A 14,039-nucleotide genomic window follows, 5' to 3' on the forward strand; every position below is an offset into this window, starting at 1 on the left:
ACTGCGTGAACTTCCAGCGCAGCGGCCCTGTATCCGCCCGATCCGACCACCCCACGATCAGCACTCCCGGCCTCCCAGAAAGGCGATCCCCGCGACCCCGCCTTCCGCCCCCACCCTCCCCGACCCCGGCCCGCCGGCCCCACCCCTCCCCCTACCGGAGCCCATCAGGTCCTCCCCCTCACCGAAGGGACCCTTCATGCCCGCCCGCCACCGACCCACCGGCCCTCCCCGACCGAACCTTCTCAGGTACACCCACGCCCGCCCCGAGCCACCGGGCCCGCCCCTTTCCGGTACGCCCACGCCCCGAGCGGAACTTTCACGTCCCCCTCCCGATCAGACCATTCAGGCCAGGAGGGGGGAGCACGTAGCTGATGTCCGAAGGAAGAAGCAGGTGGGGGCGGCTCAGGTCCGGAGGAAGGAGTGGGTGCGGCCGAGGTCGGCGAATCCGTGCCGGGCGTAGAACTCCCTGGGCCAGTCGGCGGCATCGGCGACCAGGAAGACCAGCTCCGCACCCGCCGCCTCCGCCAGCAGCGATCTCAGGAGCGCGCGGGCATGGCCCTGGCCCCGGTGGCGGGGAGCGGTGTAGACGTCCTCGATCTGGGCGACACCGTCGTGCACGTACAGGTCGGCTCTGGCGGCGAGCTCACCGCCAGGGGCGCGCACGCCGCGGAAGCCGACCAGGTCGGCGCCGCGCAGCCGGGTCTCGACCCGGCGGGCGAGCTGCTCGACCGTCCGGTCCGGGGCGTCCGGCAGGCTCTCGCGCCAGTGCCGGCGCAGTACGGGCAGCAGCGTCTCCAGGTCGAGGTGCTCGGCCGCGGGCTCGCCCACGGGCGGGTCGCCGCGGAAGGCCATGACGAGGTTGACGGCGGGCTGGTAGCCGGCCGCGGTGAACGCGGGCGTCAGGGCCGCGCCGAGCTCGTCGTCGTCCACGTGGACGAGACGGTGCGCGCACCCGGCCAGGACCTCGTCGGCCGTCCGCAGCACCGTGGCGGGATCGCCGGCGTCCCAGAGGATGAGCTTGTTGTCGTCGTGGGAGCCCGGGTAGCGGTCGTCGAACACGGCGAAGCCTCCGGGCACGTCCACGGCCCTGGGCGCCCTGCGGCGGGCGAACCCCCACTGGAAAGCGAGCGCTCGCGTCAGCTCAGGCGACACCATGAGCCGCCGTGACATGAGCGCGTATCAGGCGGCGGCATCGCGGGCCGCCTTGAGGAAGCGGGCGATGAGGGCGGGGTCCTTGACCCCCGGCGCGGTCTCGACCCCGCTGGACACGTCGACCCCCCACGGACCGGCCGCGGCGACGGCCTCGGTCACGTTGTCCGGGTCGAGGCCGCCCGCCAGCAGCCATCGGCCGGTGGGGCGGCCGCGCACCGCCGCCCAGTCCCAGGGCTCCCCCGAGCCGGGGCGCGGCGCGTCGACGATCAGCAGGCTCTCGTCGAAGGCGCCGCAGCGCAGGTCGGCGCTCGCGTCGACGGCTCTGACGAGGGTCCGGCCGAGGTCCTTGAGCGCGGTGAAGTCGCCGTGCGGGTGCTTGCCGTGCAGCTGAATGCCGCGCACCCCGGCGGTGAGGGCGGCGGCCCGCACGGTGGCGGGCTCCTCGCCGCGGAAGACGCCGACGGTCAGCACGCGGTCGGGGACCAGGGCCGCCAGCTCGGCCGCGCGCTCCGGGCTCACCTTGCGGGGGCTCGCCGTCAGCACGAACCCGATGGCGTCGGCGCCCGCCTCGACGGCGGCGGCCACGTGCTCGGGCTCGCTCAGCCCGCAGATCTTCACGTACACAGCCTCGACCCTAGCGGCGCCGGGAAGCCCCCGGCGACCAGGCCCACAGCAGCATCGCGGTGATGAGGCCGAACAGGATGACGCCGTTGGGCACGTGGGCGCTGAGCAGGTCCCAGGTGAAGTGCTGGGCCATCCCGACGACGAACAGGCCGAAACTGACCAGGGCGGGCCAGCCGGCGCCGCGGCCGGGCCGCCAGAAGAGCACGGCGCAGACGATCTGCACCAGCGCGACGAGGTGGACGAGCATCCCGGCCATCACGTGCGCCTCGCCCATCGCGCCGTCGGTGGCCACCGACTGGCCGGCCAGCGAGGCCGTCACCACGAGGGTCACCGCCTGGGCGACGATGACGACGCGCAGGGTGTACAGCAGGCCGGCGGACACCGGCTTGGCGGGGGCGGTCTCGGGCCGGGCGGCCTGCGGGGCGGTGTCGTACATCGTGTGGTCCTTCCGATCTCGCGATGAGGACCAACAGGATCGTCGCCGCGCCCGCCGCGGGTCGTCAGCCTCGCGGGCTATTCGGCGGTCCGCCACGCGGTGGACGCACCGGGCGGAAGGAGGCGTCGACCAGGCCGCTGCGGTGCGCGACCACCGCCGCCTGGATGCGGTTGCGCAGGCCGAGTTTCTCCATCGCGGCCGCGATGTGGGTCTTGACGGTGGTGACGCCGACGTGCAGCCGCTCGGCGATCTCCGCGTTGGACAGGCCGGTGCCGACCAGGGCGAGCACCTCCATCTCGCGCTCGGTGAGCCCGCGGGGGCCGGGCACGGCGGCCCGCTCCTCGGCGTCGAGGAAGCGCTCGACGACGCGGCGCAGCACGGAGGGCGCCAGCAGCTGCTCACCGGCGTGGGCCCGGCGCACGGCGTCGACCATGCGCTCCGGCTCGTCATCCTTGACCAGGAAGCCGACGGCGCCGGCGCGCAGGGCCGCGTACACGTTGGCGTCCTCGGCGAACGTGGTCAGCACCACGATCCTGGTGCCGGGCCGGGCGGCGAGCACGCGCCGGATCGCCTCCAGGCCGTCGACCCTGGGCATACGCAGGTCCATCAGGATGACGTCGGGCAGGTGCCGCTCGGCCAGCCGCACCGCCTCGGCGCCGTCGTCGGCCTCGCCGACCACCTCCATGTCGCTGTTGGCCTGCAGCAGCATCCGCACGCCCGCCCGGACCAGGACCTGGTCGTCGGCGATGAGCACGCGGATCACGCGGTGCCCCTGGTGGCCCGCGTGGTGGGATGCGTGGTGGGATGCGTGGCCGGCAGGGTGGCAGGCAGGGTTGCGGCCAGCAGCCAGCCGCCGTCCTCGTCGGGGCCGGCGGTGAGGGTGCCGCCGAGCGCTCTGACCCGCTCGCGCATGCCCGCCAGGCCGCGGCCTGAGGAGGGCAGGCGCTCGATGGTGGTGGGCGGGCGGCCGTTACGGATCTCGACGGCCAGGCCGTCGCCGTCGGAGCAGACGCAGACGCGGACCTTCGTCCCTGGTCCTGCGTGTTTGAGCACGTTCGTGAGGCCTTCCTGGACGATGCGGGCCGCGGAGGTCCGGGCGATGAGCGAGGCGTGGTCGGTGTCAGGATCGAGGGTCAAGTCCACCACGAGTCCGGCGGCCGCCATCCGCTCGGCGGACTCGCGCACCACGTCGGCGGGGTCGGCGAGCAGGCCGGGCTGGCGGTCGGGGTCGCGCAGCAGGTCGATCAGCCCGCGCAGGTCCTGCAGCACCTGGTGGCCGGTCTCGCGGATGTCGGTCAGCGCGTCGGCGACCGGGCCGTCCGGCGCGGTGTAGCGGGCGGCGCTGGCCCGCAGCACCATGGCGCCGACGTGGTGGGCGACGATGTCGTGCACGTCGCGGGCGATGCGCTCGCGCTCGGCGAGCTGATCGGCGCGGAGCTGCGCCACGGTGAGCCTGGTCGACTCGCTCGCCCGCAGCCGTTCGGCCGCGGTGGCGGTCTGCTTGACGCCCAGGTAGCGGCCGATCGCGACCGGCGTGATCACCAGGGCGCACAGCACGGCGGCGCCGAACGCGGTGACCTCGGTGCCGGGCCCGACGACCGCGAGGGCGGCGAGCAGGCAGGTGGCGAGGTAGGCGATGGACGTCCAGATCCAGGAGGCGATCCGCATGGCGAAGACGCCGAGCGCGATGAGGGTCAGGACCAGGCAGGTGCTGACCACCTCGTTGAGGTAGCCGTCGGCGGTTACCAGCAGGATGGCCTGGAACAGGAAGACCAGCCCGGGCAGCCGCCTGGCGACGCCGAGCGACAGGCCGGCCGCCACGGCGAGCAGCCCGATGACCCAGGCGGGCTGGCCTCCGCTGTGCCAGCTGGTCCAGGTGCTGAGCACGGTGTGCGCGACGCCGCCCGCGGCCAGGAGCACGTCCGGGGTGACGTCGCGGTGCTTCAGCTCGCCCACCGATCCGCGCAGGTAGCCCCCGACGATCGCGGGGAACAGGGTGATGCCGGCGGCGTACAGCCACACGTTGGTGGCGAAGGCGGGATCGGCCAGGTTGATCCCGGTGGCGATTCCGCTCGCTCCCATGGCGACCGCGATCGAGCGCCGGCCCCCGCCGTAGGCGGTGACGCCGACGGCCACGAGCAGCAGCATCTGCGCCGTGTTGGAGCTGAACGCCTCGATCTGGTCGGTGAGGACCAGGGCCGCCGACAGCCACAGCGCGGTCGGCAGCGGCCGGCGCCGTACGAAGCCCATGGGCGCGCCGACCAGCAGGGCCAGCGGCAGGACCGTGAGATGCGGCGGCAGGTCTCCTGTCCGCGCCTCAGCGGACATCAGCAGGTCCAGGCTGACACCGGCCGCGGCGAGGAGCAGGTCGAAAGGCACGCCGCGCCAACGCCAACTCATGGGGTAAAGGTATCCAGGTCAAGACCCGGGACAGTCCTCCGTGCGGTGGATGCCGCCTCCTCCTTGTGGCCGGATCTCCGCCCCTAAGATGGACGCAGCATCAGATCTTTACCCATACCGTCAATGACATGTCGAACGACAGCGCACTGTTCCTCGGCCAGTTCCTGCGGGCGCCGGCCAGCATCGGCGCCATCGCCCCCAGCTCCCAACGTCTGGCGGCGGCCGTCTGCGCGCCGTTGCCCGAGCGCGGTGAGCCGACCGTGGTCGAGCTCGGGCCCGGCACAGGCCCGTTCACGCAGGAGATCCAGCGCAGGCTGGCCGGCCGTGGTCATCACCTGGCGGTGGAGCTCAACGAGCCGATGGCGAAGATCCTGGCCGAGCGGTTCCCCAAGGTGGACGTGGTGCACGGGGACGCCGCCGAGCTGACCAAGCTGCTCGCGGAGCGGGGACTGCGCCAGGCGGACGTGGTGGTCAGCGGCCTGCCGTGGGCGGCCTTCCCCAGTGAGTTGCAGCGCGGGCTGCTGGGCGCGGTGACCTCGGCGATGAACCCGTCGGGCGCTTTCACCACGTTCTCCTACGTGCACGCGATCCCGCTGGCGCGGGCCCGCCGCTTCCGTGCGCTGCTGGCGGACCGGTTCGAGGAGGTCGTGGCCGGGCGGACGGTGTGGCGGAACGCGCCGCCGGCGTTCGTCTTCCACGCGCGCCGCCCTCGACCGGCGGCAGAGCTTCTACGATGATCTGATGGACTTCACCCTCCCCGAGAGCGCCCTCGCGGTGCGGCGCGGCATCGGCGACATCTGCTCCCGATACGACCTGGACTACTGGCAGCGCTGCGAGAGTGACAAGCGCTGGCCCGAGGAGGTCTGGGCGGAGCTCGGCAAGGGCGGCTGGCTGGGCCTGGCCGTGCCGGAGGAGTTCGGCGGCGGCGGGCAGGGGCTGCTGGAGCTCGCCGTGGCCACCGAGACGATCGCGGCCTCGGGCGCGGCGGGCGGTTCGGCTTTCACGTACGTGCTCACGCCCGGATTCGGCGCGCTGACCCTGGCCAGGCACGGCACCCCGGAGCAGCAGGCGGAGCTGCTGCCGCGGCTGGCCACCGGCGAGGTGGAGACCTGCTTCGCGCTGACCGAGCCGGACGCCGGGTCCAACTCGCTGGCGATCACCACATCGGCCCGCCGCGACGGCGGCGACTATGTGATCAACGGGCAGAAGATCTGGATCACCGGCGTGCAGCGGGCCACCTGGATGCTCCTGGTCACCAGGACGATCCCGGCGGCCGAGGCCGAGCCGCGCACCAGCGGGCTGACGGTCTTCCTGGTCAACGTGCCGGAGGCGGTGGCGGCCGGGCGGCTGTCCTATCAGCCGATCCCGAAGATGGGCGCCAACACCACGCCGTCCAACATGGTCTTCATCGACGACCTGAGGGTGCCCGCCTCCCGCGTGGTCGGGCAGGTCGACCAGGGCGCGGCGGTGCTGTGGGACATCCTCAACCCGGAGCGGATCCTGCTGGCGGCCTCCGCGCTGGGCGGGGCGGAGGTGGCGTTGCGGGTGGGCGTCGCGTACGCCAAGGAGCGCGAGGTGTTCGGCCGCCCGATCGGCGCGAACCAGGCCATCGCGTTCCCGCTGGCCCAGGTGAAGGCCAAGATCGAGCTGGCCCGGCTGATGATCTACAAGGCGGCGTGGTCGTTCGACCGGCGCCTGCCGTGCGGCACCGAGGCCAACATCGCCAAGCTGACGGCCTCGCAGGCGGCGTGGGAGGCGGCCGACGCGGCGTTCCAGACGCACGGTGGCATGGCGTACTCACTGGAATACCCCGTTGCCAGACTGCTCACCGACGCCCGGATCGGGAAGGTCGCACCTGTGACGGAGGAGCTGCTGCTCAACTTCCTCGCGACCCAGGTGCTGGGCCTGCCCCGCAGTTTCTGACCGTCACCCCTGCACGCCCGCCGCCCGTCGTCGCCGGTCTTCACGCCTCGGCCGGAGGGGAATCCCTCGCGCGCCTCCTCGGCCTCGGCCTGGTCTACCTACCTCCGCGTGGAGGGATGCACGACCTCCTCTGCGTTCGGGTGGCCGGCCGGGCGCCGTCGGGCCGCTGCTTCGTCCCCCGGGGCAGCGTTCTCGACCTCGGCTGACAGGCCCGCTGCGTGCGCGTGCCGGCGCCCTTGGTGACCAGCCACTTCTCTGTCCTGCATGGGCTTGCGCCTACCCTGGGCACACGGGCGAAACCACTGCTCAGGAGAAGGTGGGAGGCCGCTTCTCGCGCAGGGCGCGCACACCTTCGGCCACGTCGGGGCCGGTGAAGCCGAGGAACTCCATCGCCAGCGAGGCGTCGAAGGCGGGCCCCGCCATCCGCAGCCAGTTGTTGAGCGCGTACTTCGTCAGCCTGATCGCCTCCTGGGAGCCGGCGGCGAGCTTCACGGCGATCTCCATGGCGGTGTCGTGCACCTGGTCGTCGTCGACGCAGAGGCTGACCAGGCCCATCCGCTCGGCCTGCTCGCCGCTGACCGGCTCGCAGAGCAGCAGGTGATATTTGGCCTTGGCCATGCCGCACAGCAGCGGCCAGATGATGGCCGCGTGGTCGCCGGCGGCGACGCCGAGCCGGGTGTGGCCGTCGATGATGCGGGCGGTGCGCCCGGCGACGGAGATGTCGGCCAGCAGGGCGACGGCCAGGCCCGCGCCGACGGCGGGGCCCTGGATGGCGGAGACGACGGGCTTGGCGCAGTTGAGGACGTTGTACACGATGTCGCGGGCCTCGGCGAAAACGCGCAGCCGGGTGGCGTGGTCGCGGGTCATCTCCTCGATCATCGACAGGTCGCCGCCCGCCGAGAACGCCTCGCCCTCGCCCCTGACGACGACGGCCCTGACGGAGTCGTCGCGGTCGACGTCGCGCCAGATCTCGGCCAGCTCGCGGTGGCCGGTCATGTCGACCGCGTTGCGCTTGCGCGGCTCGCTGATGGTGATCCTGAGCACCCCGTCGGCGGGGACGTCGGTCTTGAGCCGCGCGTAGCTCACAGGGACTCCCTGAGCCGCTCCGCGACGTACTCACGGGCCTCGCCCGCCTGGTCGAACAGCCTCGGCAGGCCGAAGAAGCCGTGCACCGCCCCGTCGAACCTGCGCACCTCGACGGGCACGCCCGCCTCGGCCAGCCGCTCGCCGTAACGCTCGCCCTCGTCGCGCAGCACGTCGCAGCCGGCGGTCAGCACGGTGGCCGGCGCCAGGCCGGCCGTCGACGGCAGGCGCAGCGGCGACAGACGCGGGTCGGCCCGGTCGGCGCCGGCGGCGTACTGCCGGACGAACCAGGCCATCTCCTCGGCGTCCAGGCCGAAGCCCTTGGCGAACTCGCTGTAGCTGGGGGTGTCCAGGCCGGCGTCCAGCACAGGGTAGACCAGCACCTGGTGGGCCAGGCGCAGCCCGGCGTCGCGCGCCTGCCAGGCGGCCACGGCGGCGAGGTTGCCGCCCGCGCTGTCGCCGACCAGGGCGATGCTGCCGTTGCTCTGGTAGAAGGCGGGCCGGGCGAAGATGTCGCGCAGCACGGTCCAGGCGTCGTCGGCGGCGGCCGGGAACGGATGCTCGGGGGCCAGGCGGTAGTCGACGGAGACCACGACCGCGCCGGTGCGGATGGCCAGGTCGCGGCCGAGGGCGTCGTTGCGTTTGACGCTGCCGAACACCCAGCCGCCGCCGTGGAGGTAGACGACCACGGGCAGCGGCGCGTCGCCGCGGTCGGCGCGGTAGATGCGCACGGGCACGCCCTCGGCCGTCTCGTCGCGGACGTGGGGCAGTTGCGGCAGCGGGCCGCGCTGGGCGGCCAGGCCGTCGTGCGCGCGTATCTCCTGGATCCGCTCCAGGTCCAGCTCGGCCAGGTCGGTGTTCAAGTCCGACGGGTAGTCGGTGAGGTAGTCCCGTGCCTGAGGGTGCAGCGGCATGATCGCAGCCTATCGGGCCGCTTCCACGAGCGCATCGAACAGCCCGTTGTCGTCGCCGCGCTCGGGGTGCCACTGCACGCCCACGGCGAAGCGGTGGCCCTGCAGCTCGATGCCCTCCACGATCTGGTCGTCGGCCCAGGCCACCGCCAGCAGGCCGCTGCCGAGCCGCCGCACCGACTGGGTGTGCGGGGCGACCACCTCGACGTGGTCGCCGACCGCCTTGCCGAGCTTGCTGGACACGCTCACCTGGATGCGGTGCGGGGTGGCGGGCTCGGCGTGCCGGTCGCTCTCCAGCATCTCGGGCAGCCAGGGGATGAGGCTGCCGCCCTGGGCGACGTTGAGCACGTGCATGCCGCGGGCGATGCCGAGGATGGGCACCTCGGCCCGCACCGCCGCCCTGGCCAGCGCCAGCTCGAACCGGTCGCGCTGTGGCTGCGCCGCGGGCACGCGCTCGTCCTGCTCGTCGCCGTAGGCCGGGCCGCCGACCTCGACCCCGCCGGTGAGCACCACGCCCCGCAGCCCGCGCACGTAGTCGTCGACGGCGTGGGGGCTGAGCGGTGGCAGCACCACGGGGGCGCCACCGGCCCGCTCGACGGCCTTGGCGTAGGCGGGCGGGGACAGCACCGCCTCCCGCACCCAGACATCCCAGCGGGCGGCTTCGAAGTAGGCGGTGATGCCTATCAGCGGTCGGGACATGCGTTCTCCAGGGGGAGCGTTCTCCAGGCGGCAGGGGCGGGTGTCCGTGCCGGCGCCGGTCGGGCAGCCACCAGCCCATCATGACGCACTCCATTTCGGTTATGTCGCTTCTCCCGCAGATCTCCTCCCCCCTGCCTCTCTCGATCCCGGTGTCCGAACCGGGCAGGCGTCGCCAGGAGGGCTGGGTGGCGATGAAGCCACCACGAATCATCAGATAAGACCGCTTTTCACGATGAACGCGAATGCAATTCTTATTCACTTTGCCGGACCGGAACCCGGCCAGGCGAATGGTGGCGTCGTTACGGACAGTTCAGACGTGCCCGCCATTAGGGCGAATCGGTTGTGAGGCAAGGAAGGCGGTGTAACACTTGATTCGAGCGCTCGGAAGCGCCGGGGTCCGCCGGACGCTCGTCACCCGGAACCGCCAGGGAGGTGGGCCACGACGATCGGAGTTGTCTCCGGTCAAGAGGACGGGTTGGGTATATGTCGATAAATCCGCGTCTGGTAAAAGAGAGTTTCTCCCTCATCGAGCCGGTGGCCGACAAGGCGGCCGCCTACTTCTACGGCCGGCTGTTCGCCGAGAACCCGCATCTGCGCGGGATGTTCCCGCCCGCCCTGGACGTACAGCGGGACCGGCTCTTCGGCGCGCTGACCCGCGTCGTGTGGAGCCTGGACAGTCCGGGCAGCCTGACGTCCTTCCTCAGCCAGATGGGCAGGGACCATCGCAAGTACGGCGTGACCCCCGAGCACTACACCGCCATCGGCACGGCCATGCTGGCCACCGTGCGGCGCTTCGCCATCGAGATCTGGAACGACGAGATCGAGGCCGCGTGGGTGTCGGCCTACACCGCGGCGGCCAACATCATGATCGAGTCCGCCGAGGCCGACGCGGGAGTCTCCCCCGCGTGGTGGCTGGCGGAGGTCATCGAGCACCAGCGCCCGCACGACGAGATCGCGGTCATCACCCTGCGTCCCACGCAGCCGTTGCCGTACACCGCCGGTCAGTACGTCAACGTGCAGGTCTCACGCTGGCCGCGGGTGTGGCGGACGTTCTCCATCGCGAACGCGCCGCGCGAGGACAACTCGATCCGGCTGCACGTGCGCTCGGTCCCCGGCGGGTGGGTCTCCGGCACCCTGATCAGGGACACCCGCGTCGGCGACACGCTCATGCTCGGGCCGCCGATGGGCACGATGGCGCCACCGGAGGACAGCCCCCGCGACCTGCTGTTCGTGGCGGGCGGCACCGGGCTGGCGCCGCTGAAGGCGATCGTCGAGCAGGTCATCGCCTCCGGCCGCCGGCCCGGCATCCACCTGCTGTTCGGCGCGCGCACCTCGGCCGAGCTGTACGACCTGCCGGACCTCATCCGGATGGAGTCGTCCTTCCCCTGGCTGCAGGTGCTGCCGGTGGTCTCGGACGAGCCCGCCTACGACGGGATGCGCGGCCGCCTGCCGGAGGTGACGCAACGGCTGCGCTCCTGGGCCGAGCACGAGGTGTACGTGTGCGGACCGTCCGCCATGGTCGACGAGACGGTCTCCCGCCTGCGGACGGACGGCGTGCCGCTGTCGCGCGTGCACCGCGACGTCGTGCACTCCGAGCGGTGAACGGGTTCATCTGAAGGCGGCGGCGGTCTCCTCGTCGTTGGGCCAGAACATCTCGATGGCCAGCTCGGAGACCGTCACGTCCACGGGCGAGCCGAACGTGGCGAGGGTGGTGAACATCGACAGGGTCGTGCCGCCGTGCCTGATCCGCAACGGCACCAGGATGTCGGCGGGGCCGGGGACGTGCGCCACGTTGAGGTCCACGCCCGGATAGACGTAGCCGGCGAGCTCGTCGTGCAGCTCGGCCAGCCCTCCGTCGGCCGACATCTCGGCCTGCCTGCGCAGCCGGTGCAGCAGGTGGGCCCGCACCTCGGCGAGGTTGACCAGCCTGCCGCCCATCGCGTCGGGGTGCAGCGACAGGCGCATCACGTTGACCGGCTCCTTCAGCAGCTCGGCCGGCACGCCGTCCATGAACACGGCGGCCGCCGAGTTGGCCGCCACCAGGTTCCACCCGGCGTCCACGACCAGGGCGGGGTACGGCTCGCAGCCGGCCAGGATCTTGTCCAGCGCCTCCCGCACCGACCGCAGCCGCGGGTCGTGCACCTCGCGCTCGGGGAACACCGGCGCGAACCCGGCGGCGACCAGCAACCTGTTGCGGTGCCGCAGCGGCACCTCCAGCTCCTCCGCCAGCTTGATCACCATCTCCCGGCTCGGCCGGGCCCGCCCGGTCTCCAGAAAGCTGATGTGCCGGGACGACACGTCGGCGTCGATCGCCAGATCGAGCTGGCTCACCCGGCGCCGCTGGCGCCACGATCGCAGCAGATCACCGAAAGTCTCTTCTTGTACGGCCAGCGCTCCCATGTCCAGCAACGTTATCTGTCAGTGGGAACTGCGACGATTACCTCTCAGGTCATCAAGGGACGGCGACACGCCGGAGCCGGCTGTCTTGATGCGACGAAACGCCCAGTCCTCGGCGGCGCGGACAACCGCGTGGCACGATGGCCGGAAGCGAACATGGGAGCGATGCCATGACTGACGCAATGCTCGCGATCGGCACCCGCAAGGGCCTGTTCCTCGCCCGCTCGTCCGGCGGCGGACCCTTCGAGCTCGAGCCGATCCAGTTCTCCACGGTCGCGGTGCACGCGGTGGCGATCGACACCCGCGGCACCACCCCCCGCCTCCTCGCGGCCATCGAGTACGGCCACTTCGGTCCCTCGGTGATGTACTCCGACGATCTCGGCAAGACCTGGCAGGAGGCCGAGCGGGCGCCCATCGCCTTCCCCGGGCGGACCGGGGCGACCCTGACCCGGGTGTGGCAGCTCGTCCCCTCCCCGTCGGAGCCCCACGTGGTCTGGGCGGGCGTGGAGCCGGGTGCGCTGTTCCGGTCGCAGGACGGCGGCGTCACCTACGACCTCGTCGAGGGGCTGTGGGAGCACCCGCACCGGCCGCACTGGCAGCCGGGCGGCGGCGGGCTCTGCCTGCACACGATCATCCCCCACCCGTCCGACCCGCTGATCATGGGCGTGGCGGTGTCGACCGGCGGCTTCTACCGCACCGGCGACGGCGGCCTGACCTGGGAGGCGGCCAACCAGGGCATCCGCGCGCCGTTCATGCCCGAGGGGCAGCAGTATCCCGAGTACGGCCAGTGCGTGCACAAGGTCGTCATGCACCCGTCCCGGCCCGAGCGCCTGTTCCTGCAGCACCACTTCGGCGTCTACCGCAGCGACGACTTCGGCGCCTCCTGGCAGGACATCGGCTCACCGCTGCCGTCGGACTTCGGCTTCCCGATCGTGGTCCACCCCACCAGGCCCGACACCGTCTACGTGCTGCCGCTGCACGCCGACATCGACCGCACCCCGGTCGGCCACCGCTACCGCGTCTACCGCAGCGACGACGCCGGCGACACCTGGCAGCCGCTGGACCGGGGCCTGCCCGAGGAGCCGGTCTACGCCTGCGTGCTGCGCGACGCGATGACGGCCTCGGCGGCGGGGGTGTTCTTCGGCACCCGCGACGGCGCGGTCTACGGCTCGCGCGACGACGGGGACACCTGGTCGCTGGTGGGCCGGCACCTGCCCGACGTGCTGACCGTGCGCGCGGCGGTGCTGTGAGCCATGGCCAAATCCGTGATGATGGTGGTCTTCGTGCTGCCCAGCTCGCTGCGCCGGTGGGTCAGCGGGCGCACCGAGGTCAAGGTGTTCGCCGTCGGCGCCGACCGCGACTCCCCGCCCACCCTGGGCTCGGCCCTGGACATGCTGCGCCGTACCCACCCGCTGCTGGAGGAGCGCATCCGTGACGAGTACGGGCGCATCCGCCGGCACATCAGCATGATCGTGTGCGGCGAGAACTCCCGCGGCCTCGGCGGCCTCGACTGTGCGATGCCGCCGGGCGCGGAGGTCTACGTGCTGCCCGCGCTCGCCTGACCGGCTGGGCCAGGGCGGTGGACCAGAGCGGGGGGCCAGGGGTGGGTCAGGGGGCGACCCGGCCGTTGGCGATGAAGGCGGCGTGGGTGAGGGGCATCAGCCCGGCCCAGATCGCCTCCATCCGCTCGGCCACCATCTCGATCTCGCGCTGCGGGAACGACGGCACCCTGGCCTGCTCGTGCTGGGTGCGCAGGGACAGGAAGTGCATGAGCGAGCGGGCGTTGCAGGTGGCGTACATCGTGGAGAACACCCCCAGCGGCAGCACGGCGCGCGCCACCTCACGGGCCACGCCCGCCTCCAGCATCTCCTGGTAGGCGGCGTAGGACTGGCGGTAGGCGCCCTCCATCGCCTCGGTGACGAGCTTGTGCTGCTCGGGGGTGCCCTCGGTGAAGACGTAGTGACCCGGCTTGCCCTCCTGCACCAGCTTGCGCGCCGCGCCGGGCACGTAGAAGGCGGACTGGAGCTCGCGGTAGCGGCCGCTCTCCTCGTTGTAGGACCAGCCCACCCGGTGGCGCTGGAACTCGCGGAAGACGAAGATCGGCGCGCTGACGAAGAAGGTCATGGAGTTGTGCTCGAACGGGCTGCCGTGCCGGTCGCGCATCAGAAAGTTGATCAGTCCCTTGGAGCGCTCGGGGTCCTTGCCGAGCTCCTCCAGTGACTGCTCGCCCGCCGTGGACACCCGCGCCGCCCACAGCACATCGGTGTCCGCGGCGCTGTGCTTGACCAGCTCCACCGTCACGTCGTCCAGAAAACGCACTCGTCGATCCCTCCGTCTGCGAACAGGCCGCCCGCCATCGTACGCCTGCCGCACCCCGGTCACGGGACACGGCAGGCGGGCCGGGCGAGCGGTCG

15 protein-coding genes are annotated in these 14,039 nt (G+C 72.2%); 5 read left to right on the plus strand and 10 right to left on the minus strand.

The window, feature by feature from the left end; all coding sequences use genetic code 11:
- Positions 1-402: 402 nt before the first annotated feature.
- The 5 genes from ACIBQX_RS01655 to ACIBQX_RS01675 form a co-directional block, all read right to left on the minus strand.
- Positions 403-1,170: a GNAT family N-acetyltransferase gene (locus ACIBQX_RS01655; RefSeq protein WP_396999444.1), complete on the minus strand. Its 768-nt coding sequence runs from the start codon at positions 1,168-1,170 to the stop codon at positions 403-405.
- 9 nt (positions 1,171-1,179) lie between these two features.
- Positions 1,180-1,776, minus strand: a complete 597-nt coding sequence (locus ACIBQX_RS01660) for a phosphoribosylanthranilate isomerase (RefSeq protein WP_396999446.1) — start codon at positions 1,774-1,776, stop codon at positions 1,180-1,182.
- A 10-nt stretch (positions 1,777-1,786) separates the two neighbouring features.
- On the minus strand, positions 1,787-2,212 hold the full coding sequence (locus tag ACIBQX_RS01665; RefSeq protein ID WP_396999448.1) for a hypothetical protein: 426 nt from the start codon (positions 2,210-2,212) through the stop codon (positions 1,787-1,789).
- A 64-nt stretch (positions 2,213-2,276) separates the two neighbouring features.
- Positions 2,277-2,975 carry a response regulator gene (locus ACIBQX_RS01670; protein ID WP_396999450.1) on the minus strand — a complete coding sequence of 233 codons (699 nt, stop codon included), beginning with the start codon at positions 2,973-2,975 and terminating at the stop codon, positions 2,277-2,279.
- Positions 2,972-4,612, minus strand: a complete 1,641-nt coding sequence (locus ACIBQX_RS01675) for a sensor histidine kinase (protein WP_396999452.1) — start codon at positions 4,610-4,612, stop codon at positions 2,972-2,974. Before ACIBQX_RS01675 ends, ACIBQX_RS01670 begins: the two co-directional genes overlap by 4 nt.
- A gap of 128 nt (positions 4,613-4,740) precedes the next feature.
- On the opposite strand from ACIBQX_RS01675, the gene ACIBQX_RS01680 reads away from it, so the two are divergent.
- Complete coding sequence (locus ACIBQX_RS01680) at positions 4,741-5,349, plus strand: class I SAM-dependent methyltransferase (RefSeq protein WP_396999454.1); 609 nt, start codon at positions 4,741-4,743, stop codon at positions 5,347-5,349.
- A gap of 4 nt (positions 5,350-5,353) precedes the next feature.
- Positions 5,354-6,535, plus strand: a complete 1,182-nt coding sequence (locus ACIBQX_RS01685; protein WP_396999456.1) for an acyl-CoA dehydrogenase family protein — start codon at positions 5,354-5,356, stop codon at positions 6,533-6,535.
- A 306-nt stretch (positions 6,536-6,841) separates the two neighbouring features.
- Here ACIBQX_RS01685 and ACIBQX_RS01690 read toward each other — a convergent pair whose 3' ends face one another.
- The 3 genes from ACIBQX_RS01690 to ACIBQX_RS01700 are packed head-to-tail and all read right to left on the minus strand — an operon-like array spanning position 6,842 to position 9,228.
- A complete protein-coding gene (locus tag ACIBQX_RS01690) occupies positions 6,842-7,621 on the minus strand; it encodes an enoyl-CoA hydratase/isomerase family protein (protein ID WP_396999458.1) in 780 nt (259 codons plus the stop codon).
- Positions 7,618-8,532 carry an alpha/beta hydrolase gene (locus ACIBQX_RS01695; protein ID WP_396999460.1) on the minus strand — a complete coding sequence of 305 codons (915 nt, stop codon included), beginning with the start codon at positions 8,530-8,532 and terminating at the stop codon, positions 7,618-7,620. Before ACIBQX_RS01695 ends, ACIBQX_RS01690 begins: the two co-directional genes overlap by 4 nt.
- 9 nt (positions 8,533-8,541) lie before the next feature.
- Positions 8,542-9,228: a gamma-glutamyl-gamma-aminobutyrate hydrolase family protein gene (locus ACIBQX_RS01700; protein ID WP_396999462.1), complete on the minus strand. Its 687-nt coding sequence runs from the start codon at positions 9,226-9,228 to the stop codon at positions 8,542-8,544.
- A 534-nt stretch (positions 9,229-9,762) separates the two neighbouring features.
- Between ACIBQX_RS01700 and ACIBQX_RS01705 the strand changes: the two genes are divergently transcribed.
- A complete protein-coding gene (locus ACIBQX_RS01705) occupies positions 9,763-10,830 on the plus strand; it encodes a globin domain-containing protein (RefSeq protein ID WP_396999464.1) in 1,068 nt (355 codons plus the stop codon).
- A gap of 6 nt (positions 10,831-10,836) precedes the next feature.
- Here ACIBQX_RS01705 and ACIBQX_RS01710 read toward each other — a convergent pair whose 3' ends face one another.
- Positions 10,837-11,628 carry a helix-turn-helix domain-containing protein gene (locus ACIBQX_RS01710; RefSeq protein WP_396999466.1) on the minus strand — a complete coding sequence of 264 codons (792 nt, stop codon included), beginning with the start codon at positions 11,626-11,628 and terminating at the stop codon, positions 10,837-10,839.
- 167 nt (positions 11,629-11,795) lie between these two features.
- Between ACIBQX_RS01710 and ACIBQX_RS01715 the strand changes: the two genes are divergently transcribed.
- Positions 11,796-12,875 (plus strand): WD40/YVTN/BNR-like repeat-containing protein, encoded by a 1,080-nt coding sequence (locus ACIBQX_RS01715; protein WP_396999468.1) that lies wholly within the window; start codon positions 11,796-11,798, stop codon positions 12,873-12,875.
- A 3-nt stretch (positions 12,876-12,878) separates the two neighbouring features.
- Entirely contained in the window at positions 12,879-13,187 is a 309-nt protein-coding gene (locus ACIBQX_RS01720; RefSeq protein WP_396999470.1) for a molybdopterin synthase sulfur carrier subunit, read from the plus strand.
- Between the two features lie 46 nt (positions 13,188-13,233).
- Here the strand turns inward: ACIBQX_RS01720 and thyX are convergent, their stop codons facing one another.
- Complete coding sequence (gene thyX / locus ACIBQX_RS01725) at positions 13,234-13,944, minus strand: FAD-dependent thymidylate synthase (protein WP_396999472.1); 711 nt, start codon at positions 13,942-13,944, stop codon at positions 13,234-13,236.
- Positions 13,945-14,039: the final 95 nt, after the last annotated feature.

This window comes from Nonomuraea sp. NPDC049714, assembly GCF_044465295.1.
Classification (GTDB): Bacteria; Actinomycetota; Actinomycetes; order Streptosporangiales; family Streptosporangiaceae; genus Nonomuraea.

What these genes read in the sequence shown, in the direction of transcription:
- ACIBQX_RS01685 (WP_396999456.1), top strand. Translation starts at nt 5,354, where the DNA reads ATGGACTTCACCCTCCCCGAGAGCGCCCTCGCGGTGCGGCGCGGCATC.
- ACIBQX_RS01655 (WP_396999444.1), bottom strand. Translation starts at nt 1,170, where the DNA reads ATGTCACGGCGGCTCATGGTGTCGCCTGAGCTGACGCGAGCGCTCGCT.
- ACIBQX_RS01715 (WP_396999468.1), top strand. Translation starts at nt 11,796, where the DNA reads ATGACTGACGCAATGCTCGCGATCGGCACCCGCAAGGGCCTGTTCCTC.
- ACIBQX_RS01700 (WP_396999462.1), bottom strand. Translation starts at nt 9,228, where the DNA reads ATGTCCCGACCGCTGATAGGCATCACCGCCTACTTCGAAGCCGCCCGC.
- ACIBQX_RS01665 (WP_396999448.1), bottom strand. Translation starts at nt 2,212, where the DNA reads ATGTACGACACCGCCCCGCAGGCCGCCCGGCCCGAGACCGCCCCCGCC.
- ACIBQX_RS01695 (WP_396999460.1), bottom strand. Translation starts at nt 8,532, where the DNA reads ATGCCGCTGCACCCTCAGGCACGGGACTACCTCACCGACTACCCGTCG.
- ACIBQX_RS01710 (WP_396999466.1), bottom strand. Translation starts at nt 11,628, where the DNA reads ATGGGAGCGCTGGCCGTACAAGAAGAGACTTTCGGTGATCTGCTGCGA.
- ACIBQX_RS01720 (WP_396999470.1), top strand. Translation starts at nt 12,879, where the DNA reads ATGGCCAAATCCGTGATGATGGTGGTCTTCGTGCTGCCCAGCTCGCTG.
- ACIBQX_RS01675 (WP_396999452.1), bottom strand. Translation starts at nt 4,612, where the DNA reads ATGAGTTGGCGTTGGCGCGGCGTGCCTTTCGACCTGCTCCTCGCCGCG.
- ACIBQX_RS01680 (WP_396999454.1), top strand. Translation starts at nt 4,741, where the DNA reads ATGTCGAACGACAGCGCACTGTTCCTCGGCCAGTTCCTGCGGGCGCCG.